At 47.9% G+C, this 17,282-nt stretch carries 13 protein-coding genes; 4 read left to right on the top strand and 9 right to left on the bottom strand.

Annotation, left to right across the window (positions count from 1 at the left end; all coding sequences use genetic code 11):
* Nucleotides 1-21: 21 nt before the first annotated feature.
* Both A3849_RS21540 and bcaP read right to left on the bottom strand, forming a co-directional pair.
* Entirely contained in the window at nt 22-1,314 is a 1,293-nt protein-coding gene (locus A3849_RS21540) for a WD40/YVTN/BNR-like repeat-containing protein (RefSeq protein WP_178382771.1), read from the bottom strand.
* Nucleotides 1,315-1,338: 24 nt separating this feature from the next.
* Nucleotides 1,339-2,724: a branched-chain amino acid transporter BcaP gene (gene bcaP / locus A3849_RS21535; RefSeq protein WP_074113266.1), complete on the bottom strand. Its 1,386-nt coding sequence runs from the start codon at nt 2,722-2,724 to the stop codon at nt 1,339-1,341.
* A 258-nt stretch (nt 2,725-2,982) separates the two neighbouring features.
* Between bcaP and A3849_RS21530 the strand changes: the two genes are divergently transcribed.
* Nucleotides 2,983-3,909, top strand: a complete 927-nt coding sequence (locus A3849_RS21530) for an L-lactate dehydrogenase (RefSeq protein WP_074113265.1) — start codon at nt 2,983-2,985, stop codon at nt 3,907-3,909.
* 241 nt (nt 3,910-4,150) lie between these two features.
* Here the strand turns inward: A3849_RS21530 and A3849_RS21525 are convergent, their stop codons facing one another.
* Both A3849_RS21525 and A3849_RS21520 read right to left on the bottom strand, forming a co-directional pair.
* Nucleotides 4,151-5,062 (bottom strand): tyrosine-type recombinase/integrase, encoded by a 912-nt coding sequence (locus tag A3849_RS21525; RefSeq protein WP_083613614.1) that lies wholly within the window; start codon nt 5,060-5,062, stop codon nt 4,151-4,153.
* A gap of 58 nt (nt 5,063-5,120) precedes the next feature.
* A complete protein-coding gene (locus A3849_RS21520) occupies nt 5,121-6,056 on the bottom strand; it encodes a LysR family transcriptional regulator (RefSeq protein WP_074113263.1) in 936 nt (311 codons plus the stop codon).
* Nucleotides 6,057-6,189: 133 nt separating this feature from the next.
* On the opposite strand from A3849_RS21520, the gene A3849_RS21515 reads away from it, so the two are divergent.
* A complete protein-coding gene (locus A3849_RS21515) occupies nt 6,190-7,467 on the top strand; it encodes an APC family permease (protein ID WP_074113262.1) in 1,278 nt (425 codons plus the stop codon).
* 76 nt (nt 7,468-7,543) lie between these two features.
* Here the strand turns inward: A3849_RS21515 and A3849_RS32485 are convergent, their stop codons facing one another.
* A complete protein-coding gene (locus tag A3849_RS32485) occupies nt 7,544-8,161 on the bottom strand; it encodes a hypothetical protein (RefSeq protein ID WP_218619253.1) in 618 nt (205 codons plus the stop codon).
* A gap of 188 nt (nt 8,162-8,349) precedes the next feature.
* Between A3849_RS32485 and A3849_RS21505 the strand changes: the two genes are divergently transcribed.
* Entirely contained in the window at nt 8,350-9,300 is a 951-nt protein-coding gene (locus A3849_RS21505) for an alpha/beta hydrolase (protein WP_074113260.1), read from the top strand.
* A gap of 230 nt (nt 9,301-9,530) precedes the next feature.
* On the opposite strand, the gene A3849_RS21500 is transcribed toward A3849_RS21505, so the two are convergent.
* The 3 genes from A3849_RS21500 to A3849_RS21490 all read right to left on the bottom strand — a co-directional run bounded on the left by A3849_RS21500 (nt 9,531) and on the right by A3849_RS21490 (nt 14,753).
* On the bottom strand, nt 9,531-10,757 hold the full coding sequence (locus A3849_RS21500; protein WP_074113259.1) for an aminotransferase class I/II-fold pyridoxal phosphate-dependent enzyme: 1,227 nt from the start codon (nt 10,755-10,757) through the stop codon (nt 9,531-9,533).
* Nucleotides 10,758-11,063: 306 nt separating this feature from the next.
* Nucleotides 11,064-12,167 (bottom strand): GerAB/ArcD/ProY family transporter, encoded by a 1,104-nt coding sequence (locus A3849_RS21495; RefSeq protein ID WP_074113258.1) that lies wholly within the window; start codon nt 12,165-12,167, stop codon nt 11,064-11,066.
* Nucleotides 12,168-12,983: 816 nt separating this feature from the next.
* The gene (locus A3849_RS21490) at nt 12,984-14,753 is read right to left on the bottom strand and encodes an ABC transporter substrate-binding protein (RefSeq protein ID WP_074113257.1); all 1,770 of its coding nucleotides are present in this window, start codon (nt 14,751-14,753) and stop codon (nt 12,984-12,986) included.
* A gap of 161 nt (nt 14,754-14,914) precedes the next feature.
* Here A3849_RS21490 and A3849_RS21485 point away from each other — a divergent pair, with 161 nt between their 5' ends.
* Nucleotides 14,915-16,153 (top strand): MDR family MFS transporter, encoded by a 1,239-nt coding sequence (locus tag A3849_RS21485; protein WP_074113256.1) that lies wholly within the window; start codon nt 14,915-14,917, stop codon nt 16,151-16,153.
* A gap of 143 nt (nt 16,154-16,296) precedes the next feature.
* Here A3849_RS21485 and A3849_RS21480 read toward each other — a convergent pair whose 3' ends face one another.
* Nucleotides 16,297-17,253 (bottom strand): helix-turn-helix transcriptional regulator, encoded by a 957-nt coding sequence (locus tag A3849_RS21480; RefSeq protein WP_074113255.1) that lies wholly within the window; start codon nt 17,251-17,253, stop codon nt 16,297-16,299.
* Nucleotides 17,254-17,282: the final 29 nt, after the last annotated feature.

Genomic DNA, 17,282 nt, shown 5'->3' with positions numbered 1-17,282 from the left:
TCTCATATTCATGATCTGAAATTACATCACCCGCCAGCTTAACCCTCCATTAGTGGTCTGCAGCAGGATGGATTTGCGGTCTTCTTTTTTCTCGATCAACAGCCATCCGACCTCGGAGGAAACGAACTGCAGCTTCACAATCTCAGGATACTCCGCTAGCTTCGATTGCAGCACACCGCTGGCAGGAAGCGCCGTCCAGGTCTTGCCTTGATTCGTTGTCTTGTACAGCACATCCTTCTTCAGGGTCCAGCCAAGCTGTGCGTTCAAAAAGGAAGGCGCAATATGGCGGTTAATCCCAATCTGGGCTCCTAGTCCAAAGGTTACAAATTTCCAGTTCCCTCCCCCATTGGCAGTGAAATAACCATTGTAAGTAATACTGCCTTCCTTGTCCTTTTGGCAGCCTACTGACATCCACCCGTTCAGACTGGCCTTGTCAAAAAAATCAGGCTCGCCTGTGATCACCCGGTCACAGCCCCGTAACTGTTCATTCACAAGAAATTCCGGTCCCTGATCCCAGCTTATCCCACCGTCTTTGGTCATGTAGATTTTGGGAAGTGCGCCGGTCTGTAAAGTTACAAACCCATGTTCAAAATCCTTGAACACCATTCCCGTAATCACACCGGATATCGGGATCGTATTATTCGGCAAGTTAGGGTTATATTGCTCGTTTTGCATAACCAAGTTCCAGATCGCTCCACCATCGTTTGTAGCATACAGCGCTTTACTCTCTTTGGTGGCTTTTGCATCCCAGGACGTCATCAGCCATCCGTGCTCAGGGGAATTGAAATAGATCGAAGAAATCGCATTGGCATCAGGAAAAGAAGAAATTTTCCAGCTGCTTCCCCCATCTGTCGTGCGTAGTACAACCGTTTCCGTATGACCCGACGCGCTGCGGATGATCCATCCATTGCTTGGATCTGTGAAGAATATGTCTTTGCCATAGACAGGATTGGACAAAAACTGGACATTCGAAGATGGCGAAATATTGCTCCAGGTCTTGCCGTTATCCATCGTCATGTATATCCGCAGCTCATTTTTGGTAACGCCCCAGGCTAGTCCTATGGCATCATTCAGCAGTCTGAAATCCGTCAGACGGGTCTGAATCTGATATTTCGGTGTACTTTTTTCGTTATCGATATTTTGGGCATCCGGGGTAATTAGTGTAATCGTCTGCCCCTCTTCCGGCGCCTCCGTCGGCTGTGGGGGCTGGGACGGTTCCGGAGGAGGAGAAGAGCAAGCAGAGAGTATAAGCAAGGTCAGGAATACCGTAATTACAGCTCCTAGAACCTTGAAACCTGTAATCTTAAATGACAAAGCCCTCTCCTCTTCCTGCATGAATTATTTGTTATGATTCAGATTACTTCTCTTGTAACCGTATAATGCATAGATGATTAAACCGATGACCAGCCAAATTACGAAGCCGATCCAGGTATCTGTACCCAAATTATACATCAAATATCCGCAAGCCGCCGCACTAAGCAAAGGAATTACAGGCACCCATGGAACTGTAAATCCTCTTTTCAAGTTCGGATGGGTATGCCGCAGTGCGATTACACCCAGCGAAACGACAAGAAAAGCGAAAAGTGTACCAATACTGGTCAGATTAGCCAGACGGTCCAGCGGAACAAAACCAGTGACCACGGCAATAATGCCGCCTACCATCCAGGTGCTGCGTACAGGAGTGTGCGTCTTAGAACTAACTTTGGATAAGGTCTGGGGCAGAAGACCGTCCCGTGAAATCGCAAACATCAGACGGGTCTGGCCGAATAGCAACACGAGCAGAACTGTAGTCATCCCGGCAATTGCCCCCACGGAGATCAGACCGGCTATCATATTCTGGTCCACAAAACGGAGCGCAAAGGAAACCGGGTCACTGACATTCAGGCTCTGGTAAGGAACGATCCCGGTGAGCACCAGCGATACAACGATATAGAGCACCGTACAGATCGCCAGGGAGGAAATGATCCCAATCGGCAGATCACGCTGTGGCCGTTTTACTTCTTCTGCTGCGGTGGATAAGGCATCAAAGCCGATATAGGCAAAAAATACAGTAGCTGCACCATTGACTACGCCATGCAATCCAAAGGGCATAAAGGGTGTCCAATTCTCCGGTTTCACATAGAAAACACCCGTAACAATAAACAAAATGACCACCGTCAGCTTGATTGTTACCATAATGGCATTAAAGCGGGCTGTCTCCTTGACCCCCCTGGTCAGCAGGAAGGAAATCAGTAAAATAATGATAATTGCAGGCAGGTTTATAAACGTTCCTTTGTCCGCATTATAAGCCCCTGAGAGGGCAGTGGGCAAATGCAGGCCAAATCCGTCAAGGAGACCCTGGAAATATCCAGACCATCCGCTGCCTACCGCTGCTGCTGCAACGCCGTACTCAAGCACCAAATCCCATCCCAGAATCCAGGCTAATAGTTCACCGAAAGCCACATAGCTATAGGCATAAGCACTACCCGATACCGGAATCGTCGATGCAAACTCTGAATAACACAATGCAGATAGCACGCAGGCAATCCCTGCCAGCACGAATGACAGGACCAAGGCAGGCCCCGCGTGCTCTGCTGCCGCCACTCCTGTCATTACAAAAATACCGGTACCAATAATCGCCCCCACACCAAGCATGGTTAGATCCAGAGCACCTAATGTCTTGCTGAGCTTATCTCCTTCGGCGCTTGCTGGAGCACTCAAAGGTTTCTTGCGGAATAAATCCATTCGTTCATTCTCCCCTGTCTTCTATATAAATAGATCATGCTATAAAGAAGCGGCCAAACTCAAGACCAAATAACCCATATAATTACAATAAATATGGAAATACTAAACATTACTTACTCAGTTATTCCAAAATCCTTGTTAGTTTGCCCAATTTCGGGTAATGGATTAAAAGTGGACCGCTTGAAAACACTAACCTTAGCGCTTATGATAGATAAGATTGGACACAAAAAATTCAAAAAATCAGGAGGAGATGTAGCAATGGCCCCCCCATTCAAACCTAATCGTGTTGTCGTGATCGGCACTGGTGCAGTTGGCACCACTACGGCCTACACCTTGCTGCTGCGCAAACGCATGCAGGAGCTGGTTCTAATTGATGTGAATCATCAGAAAGCACTTGGTGAAGCACTTGATATGAACCATGGCATGCCTTTTGTCGGTGGTGTAAAACTCTGGGCAGGAACCTATGAAGATTGCCGTGAAGCAGATATCATTATTGTGACCGCTGGCGCCTCCCAAAAGCCGGGTGAAACCCGGATTGATCTGCTGCGCAAAAACATTTCGATTTTTAAAGACATTATCCAAAAAATCACGAAATACAACCAGCATGCCATTCTGCTGATCGCGACGAATCCAGTGGATATTCTGGCTTATGCTACCCTCAAGATCAGTGGTTTCGACCGCAGACGTGTTATCGGCTCCGGAACAGTGCTTGACAGCGCAAGATTCCGGTATCTGATTGGCCTTCACAAAGAAATTGACCCGCGCAGCATTCATGGACAGATTATTGGTGAGCACGGTGACTCCGAGCTGCCTGTATGGAGTCTGTCCAATGTCGCCGGGATTGATCTTGGTTTTGACGAAGCCGAACGTCAGGATATTTTTGAGGATACTAAAAATGCCGCTTATGAGATCATTGATGCCAAAGGTTCAACCTCCTATGCGATTGCTCTGGCACTGGATCGGATCGTAGTTGCTATTCTTAACAACGAAAGTGCCGTGCTTAACGTCTCCACGCTGCTTAACAATTATAATGGAGTCTCCGATGTATTCCTGGGAGCCCCATGTGTAGTTGACCGTTCCGGCGTACGTGAAGTGCTGGATCTGCCGCTCAATGAAGAGGAGAAAGCCCTGTTCCAGAAATCCGGTGAAAAGCTGAAAAATGAAATCTCGAAACTGGAACTATAGACCGCATTCTAGAAATTCCGGACTATTTCTTCCTTCCATCAGGAGGAGATAGTCCTTTTGGCATGTCCTTGTCTGCTCCTGCAGCCCAAACTTCGGGACCGGAAAACAAAAGAAACCGTCCTTCCGGTCATGGAGAATAACCCCCACTACTGATAGGACGGAGTTTCTAGTACCAGTAAATATAACATGAATCGTTATGTCTGCCAATGAAATAGGTCCTTGCTTATAAATGATGAAAATACTATTGGGGCATACTGATCTGCAGTCTGGACATCGCTTCTTCTTTTTCCCGGCTCGTGATATGTGTATATACAGTAGTGGTCTGGATAGACGAGTGTCCCAGAAGCTCCTGGACGGTCCGCAAATCCGCTCCTTTGCGCAGCAGCATGGTTGCGAAGGAATGGCGCAGCTTGTGGCTGGAATAAGGTCTGCGGAGGGCAGCAGGTACTTCACTCTGGAAACGGCCAAAGGTGTCTGCAGCAATCCCCTGGATCCCCCGGATGGATAATCTGCGCCCTTTTTGAGAAATGAATAAGGCATCCTCCTTACTTCGCCAAGGCTCAAGCCGGTCTGCCAGGGCCTGCTCCAAAAAAGGGGCCAACTCCACAGGCACCGGAATATTCCGCCATTTGCGGCCTTTTCCGAATACTCTAAGTGTCAGGCGTTCGGCATTATAGTCACTCAGATTCAGGGTGTGAACCTCCCCTACCCGCAGTCCCATGTATGACATAAGCAGAAAGACCGCCAGGTTACGGCTTCTGTACTTCCCTTCGACAGCAGACAAAAAACGCTGTAATTCATGCTCCTCCAGATAGACTGGCTCACGGTTTTTCTCCGTCTTGGATTTCTTGATGCCCGCCGCAGGATTCACAGTCAGCAGCTCAAGCTCCATAAGTGCCTTAAACAAGCAGTTAACAGAAGCATGCTTACGGTTACGAGTTGAATCACTGACCCCCCGCTCACGGACTGAGGTTAAGTAGGACACGATATGAAGCTTCTTAACGGTATCCAGACTTTTGCCGTTCAGACTCACCAGAAATTCCCGCACATCGGCAAGATAGGACTTCTGTGTATATGGTGTAAAGCCGGCATCCTTCATCCAGATTAAAAAAGCATCCAGCTCTTCTTCATAGTCAGGCTCTGGGTGGTTCATGTCCAATTTCCCTCCCGTGTTCATACAATATATTCTGCCATAGATTATCTTTAGGATATCAAGAAGTTAATAGGTGAGATTTATCATGGTCTGTTTCCCCGGTTCTCCAGGCAGCCGCATGATTCTCTACAATAGTCAGGAATTCTGCCAGAGCCGGTGATTTCCACTTTTTATTATGATACGCGGTTTGGGTAGCTACACGCTGCGATTCGTCATTCCAATGCAGACGGACTAGCTTGCCTTCAGCGAGCTCACTCCGGACTGTAATCAGAGGTAAAAAAGAAATGCCCAGTCCGGCCATCACGCATTGCTTAATCGCTTCTATGCTCCAGAATTCCAGCTTCGGATCGGGGAACACGCCGTGACTGTTCAAATGCCGCTCGAACAACGTACGATAGGTGCATCCGGTTTCGGTGTGAAGAATAGTTTCATCCTTCAGATGAAGCGGCAGAACCTCATCCAGATCCATGAGCGGATGACCAAGTGGTGCAATCAGTGTCATCGCCTCATGAACAAGCGTCTCCGTACGAAGATCCTTATACTCCGTCTCGGGCTGCAGCAAAAACACCAGATCCAGCTCACCGGAGCGGACAAACTCGGTTAATTCCCAGCAGGCGCCAGGCTTCAGTGTGATCTGCACCTGAGGATACTTTCCGCGGAATTCCTTAATGATGCCAGGCAACCGAAAAGCTGCCAGAGACTCGGGTGCACCAATCCGCAGTGCTCCAGTCAGTTCGCTTTCCGAACGCAGCGCAACCTCGGCCATAGTGTGCATCCGGGAAATCTCCTGGGCATACGGGAGCAGGCGGCGGCCAGCATCTGTTAGAATAATCTTTTTACTGATACGGTCAAACAGCGGCTGGCCCAGCTCTGCTTCAAGCGCCTGGATCTGTGCAGTAATGCTGGACTGCGCATAATCCAGTTTCTGGGCGGCGCGTGTAAAGCTGCCGGTTTCGACTACGACCAGAAACGTAAACAGATGGCGTGATTCCAGGGAGACCCCTCCTTCATGTATAATAATTATCTATCGGTTTTTCAGATGGATGTTATCTGTTAATTCCGTTTTTCCAATGGATCTATTATCTGATACTCTATACTTAAATACAAGGAAAGCAGGCCATATTTATATGAAAGAAACTTTACAGCGCAATATTGGAATGCCGCAGGCTATTGCCCTATATATTGGGGCTGTGCTGGGTTCAGGGGTTCTGATTGTCCCCGGACTTGCGGCTGAAATGGCTGGGCCTGCCTCTCTTCTTGCTTGGGGATTTATGACGCTGCTGATCCTTCCCTTGGCTCTATCCATGGGTCTCCTATCCGCCAAATTTCCGAATGCGGGGGGAGTTTCACATTTTGTCACACTGGCATTTGGCCCAAAGGCGGGCGCACTGGTTGGATGGTTCTTCCTGATGTCGGTCCCGATCGGAGGCCCCGTCGCCGCATTAACCGGAGCTGGTTATATGACGGCAGCTATGGGCTGGGGTGACAATGCCAGAATTGCTCTGGCTGCAGCCATGCTGGGAATTGGGCTGGTTACGAACTGGATTGGAATGCAGGTAGCCGGGAAGGTACAGATCGCTGTGGTGATTGCCATCGTCGCCGTATTGGTATTCTCATTTGCCGCTGCCCTTCCCCAGATGGAACGTGTCCACTTCACACCGTTTGCTCCGCATGGCTGGATGAGTGTCGGCCAGGCGGCAGCTATATTGTTCTGGTGCTTCATCGGCTGGGAAGCCGTGTCTCATTTGTCTGAAGAGTTCAAGGACCCGCAACGGGCTGCAGTCAAGGGTGTCACCATCGCCGCCATTATTGTAGGAGTATTGTATTTCCTGTCGGCACTTGCTACTGTCGGTACTCAGAGCTACCTGAAGAGTGGAGCCGATTCCTCCCTGGTCTGGATCATCAGCCAGCCGCTTGGCTCCTGGGGCGGATTCATCGCCGGCTTGACCGGACTGTTCATCTGCACCGCGACTATTATCGCTTATACCGGGGCCGCTTCGCGAGTAGCCTTTGCACTTTCCAGGCAGGGTTATGCCCCTAAATGGATGGGCCGAATGTCGAAGCGATATCAGACCCCCACAGGGGCCATCGGCTTCCTGCTATTCTGCTTTGTCACAGTGCTGTTTCTGTACGGCAGCGGACTGCTTTCGATTACGACACTGATCCAATTTCCAAATGCCACCTTCATTTTGACATATATCGGGGGCTGCGCAGCGGGAATCCGTCTCCTGAAAGGCAACCGGGCGGGTGTTGTGATCAGTTGGATCTCATTCGCCGCTACAGCAGGTGTGTTTCCTTTTACCGGCCTAGCGATTGGTTATCCATTGTTGATTACTGCCCTCTTCTTCCTGATTGTCTATACCAGAGCCCGTCGCAATAGAGCCCATCTGGAGCCGAATGATTAGGATACCCTCCTGTATAACAAACAGGCCGCAGCGACCTTGGTGACAAGGACGGATGCGGCCTGTTTGTTATACAAGCTTACATAATCTCTACGGCGAAAACTGCCGAAGTCTGATTCAGCGTATATTTTCCATCTTCAGTCAGCCAGGCCGCTTCATATAGATAATAGTATAATCCTTTCACTTTAGGCGCCTCAAACACCCCATCCGACAAAGCGACCGGAAGATATACATTCTTTTCTCTAATTTCTGAAACATAAACTTTAGCAGGCAGTGGTTCGTAGTTTGGCTTAATGGTGATCTGATCTCCCGGATCAATAACTGTGGGGGGCTCACCGTTTAGCATGGCTCTGCCACCCACATAATCAGCACAACCCAGCATCTCCCAGCAATAACTGCTTTGTACTACATGCACTGAAGTTATTGGTGTGCTCACTATGGGCAGAGGGGGCTGGCCTGCCGGTGTCAGAGCTTTTGATGATTGTGGGATTGGTGGCGCTGAGAGAGCTTCTAATGAATTCGGGTTGTCTGCTGGCTCCGTTGTTCTTGTAGATATTGCCTCTAAGTCTACTAGATAATGCTCCGGCTTCCCTGGTGTCCCTTCAATTGAAGGATCAATAGCTTGATTTGCTGTATTGCCCACAAACATCAACCCAAGTACCAACAAAGCCATCCGACTGAAATATTTTATCAACATATTCACCTCAGTTTTAAGACGAGTATTCCAATAAAAGGTTGCGAATTTTCTATATCAAGGTATATTTTACAATTGACTTACACTTGTAAAGCCTCAAATAGAACCAGTACTTACCGTTTCAGTTGACGAAAACTTGGTTATGAATGAAAGGAGACTGCCCAAATTGGGATAGAAGGAGACGATTGACCATGCCAAAAGATAATAAAATCATTCTAGAAGCTGCGGCCCGAAAATTTGCCGATGACAATGCCGAACCTCCATTTCTGCCTGACTTGGGACCTGAAAAAGGACGCGAAACAGTGAATACAGTGCAGTCCAGTGAAATTTACAAACCGGAAGCAGATCTTCAGGATCTTACCGTGCCCGGTGGACCCGGAGGTGAAGTTCGTGTACGTATCATCCGCCCGGTGAACACTTCAAGTGAAACTCTGCCTGTCATTTTGTATATTCATGGTGCAGGGTGGGTCTTCGGCAACAGCCATACCCATGACCGGCTGATCCGCGAGCTGGCAACAGGTGCTGGAGCAGCCCTCGTATTCCCTGAATACAGCCTCTCTCCGGAAGCAAAATATCCTACAGCTATTGAGGAGATATACGCGGTACTGACCTGGATTGCTGATCATGGACCGGAATATGGCCTGGATACCAGTAAATTAACCGTAGCTGGCGACAGTGTCGGTGGAAATATGACCGCTGCCATAACCTTGATGGCCAAGGAGCGAGGCGGCCCTGCGATTTCCAAGCAGCTCTTGTTCTATCCGGTAACGGACGCTTCCTTTGACACCGAATCTTACCATCTCTTTGCTGAAGGCTACTTCCTGCAGCGGACCGGGATGAAATGGTTCTGGGATCAATATACAACCAGTGAGGATGAGCGTGCACAGATCACGGCCTCACCGCTTCGGGCCAGCCTGGAGCAGCTAAGTGGACTTCCAGAAGCACTGATTATTACCGGCGAAGCCGATGTCCTCCGCGATGAAGGCGAAGCCTATGCCAATAAACTGCGGGAAGCTGGTGTTTCCGTAACCGCGGTCCGCTTCCAGGGAATGATTCATGACTTTGTGATGCTGAATGCCCTGGCTGAAACTAACGCCAAAAAAGGCGCTATCTTACTGGCTACCAGTTGGCTTCGTCAATAGGTCAGGGTTAGCATTTACTTGATTAATATATAACAGCAAGCAGGCCTGCAATGGATATCCTCCGGTGCAGGCCTGTTTTTTCATGAGATTACCTATTCTACTGTCCATATTTCATCCAAACTTTACGCGGTACATTGAACTCAGCCGCTTTGACCAACATGTTCATCATTGATCCGATCCCGCGGCGAGCAAATCGTTAAGTTTACATAACATTATTTATGTTACCTTATCTAATCGACCTTACTCATTCGCAAATACTCCCCTATTCTCCGGGCGGCTTCCACAAGCCGTTCTTCCTCTTCTACCAGTGCAATCCGGACGTATCCCTCCCCTTGTTCCCCAAAGGCCGCTCCAGGAATAACTGCTACTCCAGTTCCCAGTAAAAGATCGCGTGCAAAGCTGTGTGATCTTCCTTGTCCCTGTCCAGAGTTGTAGGCATCAGGCAGCTGTGCCCAAATAAACATAGTCGCTTTGGGCTTCTGAACCACCCAGCCTTGCTGAGCCAATGCTGCTATAAATACATCCCGCCGTCGTTCATACAACATCGCGACTCCCTCATTCTCCCCGGCTTTCATCGCCATCTCCAACGCAGCTACAGCTGCTTCCTGGATGGGGTCGAACACACCATAATCCACATTACTCTTAAGCTCCTTCAGTGCACCAACCGCCTCACGGTTGCCAGTCATGAAACCAATCCGGCAGCCAGCCATGTTGAAACTTTTTGAGAAGGAATGAAATTCAACAGCAGTATCGTGCGCTCCCAGCACCTGCAAAATGCTAACCGGCTTATACCCGTCAAAACCCATTTCCGAATAGGCCAGATCGTGTATAACCAGCACATTCCATTTACGGGCTAATTCGATTAATTTCTCCATATATGTAAGATCGACTGTTGTAGATATCGGATTGCCGGGAAAGCTGAGGAGAATAAAAACAGCTTCCTGCCATACCTCATCTGGGATGCTGTCCAAATCAGGAATGAAGGCGTTCTTCTCCAGCAGTGGCAGTGTCCAGGCTTTCACTCCTGCTATCGCGAGTGAACCGGCATAAATGGGATACCCCGGGTCAGGCACAATAGCTAGATCACCTGGATTGCAGACGGCAAGCGCCAAATGTGCCAATCCATCTTGTGAGCCCATGAGCGCCACGATTTCATCCTCCGGATCTACCGTTACGCCAAACCTTGCTTCCATCCAAGCAGCTGCTTGTTTCCGGAATGCCGCACTCCCCCTAGACGATGGATAGGAGTAACTGTTCTCCCTAAGTACAGCTTCGCTCAGAACCTGACGTATTTGTGGAGCGGGCGCCTGGTCCGGACTGCCGATTCCCAGATCGATCACATCCAGACCGGACATTGATGCCTCCTCTTTCCATGCTGCTACTTCTGCGAAAATGGAGGAACCCAGCCGGGATAGTTTGTCTGATCTCCAGCTTCGTTTGGAATTGCTAAATGTCAACGAGTCCACCTACTTGTTTTTGAATCATTATAGCATGACCCAGAAGAAGTTGATTTCGAAACTTTGAGCGATACTCAGTTAATACTTGTAATTGATAATTTTATACTTAAATATTATTTTTTGCCTTTTCCTTTGATGTATTTGAGTCGTACAAGTGCCTTATTTCATAAATAAAATCGATCTCATCCAAAACAGCGTATAATTTAAGTTATACGCTGTTTTTTTTAAGCTTTTGAGTTGTCTTTTATGTATTTTTTTATTCTTTGATACGCCAACGGTTCAATCCTGAAAACGCGAGGTTGACGTTTACATATTCTGCTTCAATACCTTCTTTCTAATTATCAATACAACTGAAAGCAGCACCGACAGCAAAAAAAACAATAGGATCCCCATCCCTCCAATAACATCTCCAACGGCAAATACATCATTGATTCGTACGGGAATCATCGCTGTAATGAAAATCACCGGCATTAGCCCAAAGATCACAGGGACAATCTTAATCTTGAATACCTGCGAGATGCCCAAAGCAGCATTAAAGAAAAAACTGCTAAAGATGCAAAACATCTGCATCATCCAGATCACCAACAGAGGGAATTCGAAGCGTTCAAAAAAGAATCCAGTGATCTCAAGACTGCGCACTAAATCAATAGTAGGCCAAGTACTCGTGATCACAGAATCTATAGACAAACCTCCGATGACCATAACCACAGTCAGGATGTATAAGGTCATGGGTACGACAATTCCCGTTAGCATGGCTCTGATCGCTTGCTCCGGATGCTGCATAAAGGCTGTGATAACCATCACTACCTCACATCCGGTAAAGACGAGTACTGTGGATTTAAGTCCCCTGATTACAGGCATGAGACCTTCGCTCAGTACAGGACGCAGATGATTAATATCAAATATTCTGATACTGAGGGCATAACATAAGATCAAGATAAAGAAGCTTATGGGGAAAATAATTTGATAGACTCTGGCGATGGAATTGATGCCTCCAAACACCAGGTAAGCCCCAATCCAAATGAACGGAATGATGATTGCCCATATAGGTGTTCCTTCGAGCAGGAAAAAAATCATTATTTCTCCTAATACGCGATTCTGAAATCCGGCACTCAATAGAAAATATGAAATTAATAACAAAGATAATAATCCTCCTGGGCCCCCCCCTACGATCCGTTTGGAGTATTGATAAATGGTCTTGCCGGGAAATTGTTGGCTTAATTTCACCATTATCACCGTAACCAACATTACAATAATCCCGCCGAGCACTACAGACATCCATGCGTCTGGAGTCTTAACAGATTCCGTCACATCTCTAGGCAAAGTGAGAATACCCGCCCCGAGTACCGAATTCGTCAAGAATAACGATGCCTGTCTTGTTGTGATTTTATCATCACCACGCTCAAACATTTCTTCCCCTCCCTCCATTTATTTCTTAGGTTCTGTGTAATTGGATGGGAATATAAAGCGTTTGCCTCTACTGCTCTGGATTGACTCATAGTAAATTCATTGCAAGCTGGATAAGCAGCGGAAAGAGCTACATAGAAGTAGCTCTTTCCGAATTTATGTACAATTTGATTCTCACTGATTGATTTAAATCAGACAGTCTTTCATTTCATATAGAACATATTCTATCCATTAATATAGGGTTTATTCCTCAATCTCTGACCCGCAAAAAAGCTGGATTCAAGCATTTCTTAACAGAGCTATACTTTTCGCAGTATTTAAAGATTTGCAGCGGAACCCTACCTTCTGCCTGGGCATAAGATAGGCGTATCACGAGTGAAGGTGGAATCTGCATGTCTAAAAACAAACGCGGAAAAGCACTTTGGCGTACTCCGTCCCGGAGCAGAGGAACATGTCCGATCTGCGGAAGCACGCGAATCAAGCTTTTGTATTTCGGAAAAGGACTTTCTGGGGAGAAGCTCACCGTCTGTAAAAAATGCGATGGCAAGCAAGCCGTTTGACAAGATCCACCCAGGGTCTATTTATCCTAAAGCACTGGCGAAAAAATAGGGAATGCCGTAATTGCGGCATTCCCTTTTCTTTTGATATTTTGGTAAGAGTATGAACTGGTGTCCCGCTAAGAATGGACAACCCCTTTGACACTAACTGAGCCTGCCTGAAAGCACAGATTCGAAAAGTGATATTTCCACCTTTTTGACCAGACGGCCGCCGAAATAACCTCCAGTTGCTCCTGCACCCGCGACATGAGAATCCGAACCTTTAGTGCACTGGCTTGATCCACAGCTTGGAGATATCCAGGAAGCCAAATGAGCTGGTATGCAAACCGAGCAGGCTATGATTGAGCTGAGCTCTTTTGTTAACATGAGAACCATATAGAAGCCAGCAGTGATCCCGGATGATTCCCTCCACTGTATCCAGCAGTTCAGCCCGTCCCTCTCCGTCTAATTGTGTAAAGTTCTCCAGTTCCCGGTCCAGCATAGAGCTTTGGGCAGACTCCAGATAGGCGTGCAAATAATTAGATTTATTCCTAAAATAATTAATCAATCCCCATTGCCAGTCGTCCTCGAGAATTTCCTCCGCCATAATCAGTTCGGCTGAGCTCAGCGCGTCTTTGGAATGTGATTGGATATAGGACTGAAGCTCAATATCCAGCCCGATCTCTGCTCCGCGCCGTTTAAGCCAGTCTGCTTCTTCCAGGTCTTTATGAACCGTATATGCAAGGAGGATACGCTCACCTTGATAACCACTGCTGGCCAGCAGCTCGCGCGCCTGTTCCAATGGAGGCTCTGTCCACTCTCTTTGAGCGCTCTTCCAAGGCAGGAAGCTGTCTGCTGGTGTAATGCGGTTGCCGCCCAGTTCCCTTACGAGTGCCGCTTGGTTGTACAGGATTCGCAGTGCTTGCCGAAAAGCGAGCTGATGATGGACTCCCTTTTTACGGAAATTAACCAGCATGTACCTGCAGCCCAAAGCCGGGTAGTTAATGCTGTTCGTCACGGAACCTTCCGATGGGAGCTTCATCCGGTATGCACCCGGCAGCTCATAGTGACGTTCATTCGGGCCGTGATCCGGCACAAACCAAATATCCACCCGATCCAGATGCGGGCGAATCCCGTAATATTGTTCAAATGCGCTGAGTACCAGCACATCTTCATTCAAATTGCTGATCCGGTAGGGTCCAGTCCCGATGAGTTCCGTACGGATATCTACATCATAGGGCAGAATGCTCATGTGCATGCAACTAAACAAATGCAAGAAGAATAGATTGGGACGACGAAGCTCGAAACGAATACAGTGATCCCCCTCTACACTCACCTGTTCGATGTCCTCATAGTTCCAAATAGCCGGACTGTTCAGATCGAATAAACGCTGCAAGGTTTCCTTAACATCCCGAGAAGTCATCACTCTTCCGTGATGGAATCGCACACTTTTACGCAGAAAGAATACCCATATCTTATGATCCTCACTGCATTCCCAAGTGTGCGCCAGTCCCGGAAGAAAAGTCTGGGTTGAGGCGTCATAGGTGACTAACGTGCTGCAGATTTGCCCCAGCAAATAAGCTTCAAAAGCCGTAATCACAAAAGCCGGGTCCAGCTTCTCCAAACGTCGCCCACGCATCATACGCAGGACATCTTGCCTGGAGGCGGTTTCCGCTTCACTATGAAAGCCCATCTGTATATTCAGCGAACTGAGCAGCCGTTCCTTTAGTGTTTCATTGGCTTCAGTGACGCCGATTAATTCGATGGCTTCCTTTATCTTTCCTTTTCCCATCAACTCCTGAAAGTTATCCTCAATAGCCTCATCAATTCCCCGCAAAAAAGTCAACTCCGAAGTATGACCTCTCCCGCGTCCCGGCTTCCAATGAATAAATGCATTTTCTTCAAGCCTCCGCAAAATAAATTTCACGTTACGGGGGGTACAGCACAGGGCGGCGGACAAGCTGTCTATGGTTACAGGAATAGGCTCTTGGATTCTAAAAGGAATGTTAAACGTTCTTGCTAAATGTATAAAGTGTGCGGTGCTCGTATCCATTGTCGTTGCCCCTCTTTTAAAGGTGAAATTCATCGTATAATTCTTACACTTTTATTTCCCCCTTTTATCATTACAATTATACACAAGCCGTTTTTTATTTCAAAGCAGCATAAATAAGCAATTCCCAAATTCATCACTAAGATTAGGAGATCCTCAAACACATGAAACAGCATTTGCGGCACATCCATCCCTTGGCCTGGACCATTATTATCGGCACGATGTTCGGCCGTCTCGTGACCTCGATGAGTATTCCTTTCTTATCCATCTACTTAACCCAAGTTCTCGGTGCTTCGCACTCGCAAACGGGCATAACGGTGGCCGTCAGCTCATTGGCAGGTGTATTGATCAGCTTCTATGGCGGGTACATCTCTGATATCTTTGGGCGTAAAATCGTCATGTTGGTCTCTGTATTCGGCTGGGCCTTGGTCTTCTTCGGCTTCTCATCAGCGCAGCATATCTGGGTGTTCTTCCTGGTAAATACGTTAAATGGACTATGCCGTGCCGTATTCGAGCCAACATCACGTGCTTTGCTCTCGGATATCACCCCTCCGGCTCATAAGCTGCTGGTCTTCAATCTGCGGTATGCTGCAGTTAATCTGGGTGTTGTATTCGGTCCAATTATCGGTTTGCAGTTAGGCTCTGCTAAATCCACATTCCCGTTTGTCATCGCTGGAGTCGTCTATATTGCATACGGAATCGTGCTGTTCTTGCAATTCTCGGTCCATCGGGCCAGCCTGCCTGTCCGCTCAGAAGCACGCGCTCCACAGCTGCGTGAAGCTCTGGCAGTCACCAGCCGGGACCGGGTATTTCTGCCAGTGCTGCTGGGGACCATCTTTTGTGTACTGGGTTATGGTCATTTCAGCTCCACGCTGGCCCAGTATCTGGCGGTCGATACGCATTTCTCAAACGGCAGTCAGGTCTTTTCCTACATGCTGTCTCTTAACGCAATCACCGTATTGGTCGTACAGTATCCGATCGTCCGTACAGCAAGCAAATTCCCGCCGCTTGTTCCATTAATACTGGGGAATATTTGCGTGGCCCTGAGCCTGCTTCTGTTCGGACTTGCCAGTGGAGTAGCGCTCTTAATGTTCAGTGTGGTATTGTTCACGATCGGTGAGGTTCTGCTCTTCACTATGATGGATATGCTGATCGACCGGATTGCTAAGCCTGAATGGAAAGGTACGTATTTTGGCACGATTGGCTTCAATAACCTGGGTAACGTAATGGCTCCTATTCTCGGTGGCCTGCTGTTGGATCAATTTGGCTCCACTAATGGCCCGGCTGTATTTGTTCCGCTTGCTTTAAGTACAGCGCTGGGGCTTCCTTTCCTGATTACCGCACACAAAAGGCTGACTGCCAGAGAGCGCACAGAAGCAAAAATCAGCTCGCAAAGTGCTTGACTCCACAAAGGACCTCTCCTCAACAGCATGAAACAAGACCCGTGTAAGCCAAGGCGCTTAGCGGGTCTTGTTTATGAGGAAGAGGGTTACAATAGGTTTACATAATATATAATATGTTATCTATAGATGCTGCAATACTTCTTTCAAGAATAGACCTTCTGCAGGAATACAAGCTGTTCCTGAATATATCTTCTAATTTCCGGGGGAGAGACGATTTCTGTTTCGTTCAGCAGATTCATTACCTGCCTGCACGCCGATTCATAACTATACAGATTCAGCGTGTACTCCATGAGCTCATCCGATTCCAATACTCCGACAATTTCGTACTGCTTCATCCGCGTCTGCTGGTCCTTTCCGGATCTCACAACTACAGGATAGTATTCCTCTTGCTTGCAGCTTTGCTTGAAAGACTCACTCCCTCGCAGCCAATATTCCTCCAGAGCGAAATCTTCTGGGATCATGTAATTGCCTTCCGTAACTTCGGCTGATGTAATCCGGTCGCACTTAAATGTACGAATAGCTTCTGCTGACTCGCAGTATGCCGCCAAATACCAATCTCCCTGCTTCACAATCAGTCCATAAGGCTGTACATTACGGCAAGTCAGTTCCCCATTTACCTTACGGTATTGAATCTGAATACATCTGCACCTCCAGACCGCAGACCGAAGCTGCTCGAGACAAGGAATCTCAGTCCGTTCCTCCCACCATGGAGTGTTATCGTAATAAAACCGGTCTTTGGCCTTGCGGATATCCTCCTGGTAGGCAGCTGGCAACGTATTTTCCAGCTTCAGCAGCGCATTCCTAAGCATCAGCCCTGATTCAGTCCATGCATCAAAAGGAATCCCCATTCCCGTCAAATACAGGTTAATCACCTCTTCCCCGTGCAGCTTTTGAAGATTAACGGTGTATCCCTCCATCAAGGAAATCCCGCCACCCGGCCCGGAAGTTGTCACCATGGGGATTCCCGATTCTGCCAAAACATCAATATCCCTGTATATCGAACGAACGGAGGTTTCCAGCGCTTCCGCCAGCTCCTTCGCCTTCATTTTCCCCCTGGATTCCAGTAGTAAAAGGATTGCAATCAAGCGATGCAGCCTCATTTCCAGCCTCCTAATACATTAGTAAAAGA

The organism is Paenibacillus sp. P46E (genome assembly GCF_001909095.1).
GTDB classification, from domain to species: Bacteria; Bacillota; Bacilli; order Paenibacillales; family Paenibacillaceae; genus Paenibacillus_AQ; species Paenibacillus_AQ helianthi.
The sequence above is the reverse complement of the archived record's forward strand: the minus strand, read 5'-3'. Positions and strand labels throughout refer to the sequence as shown.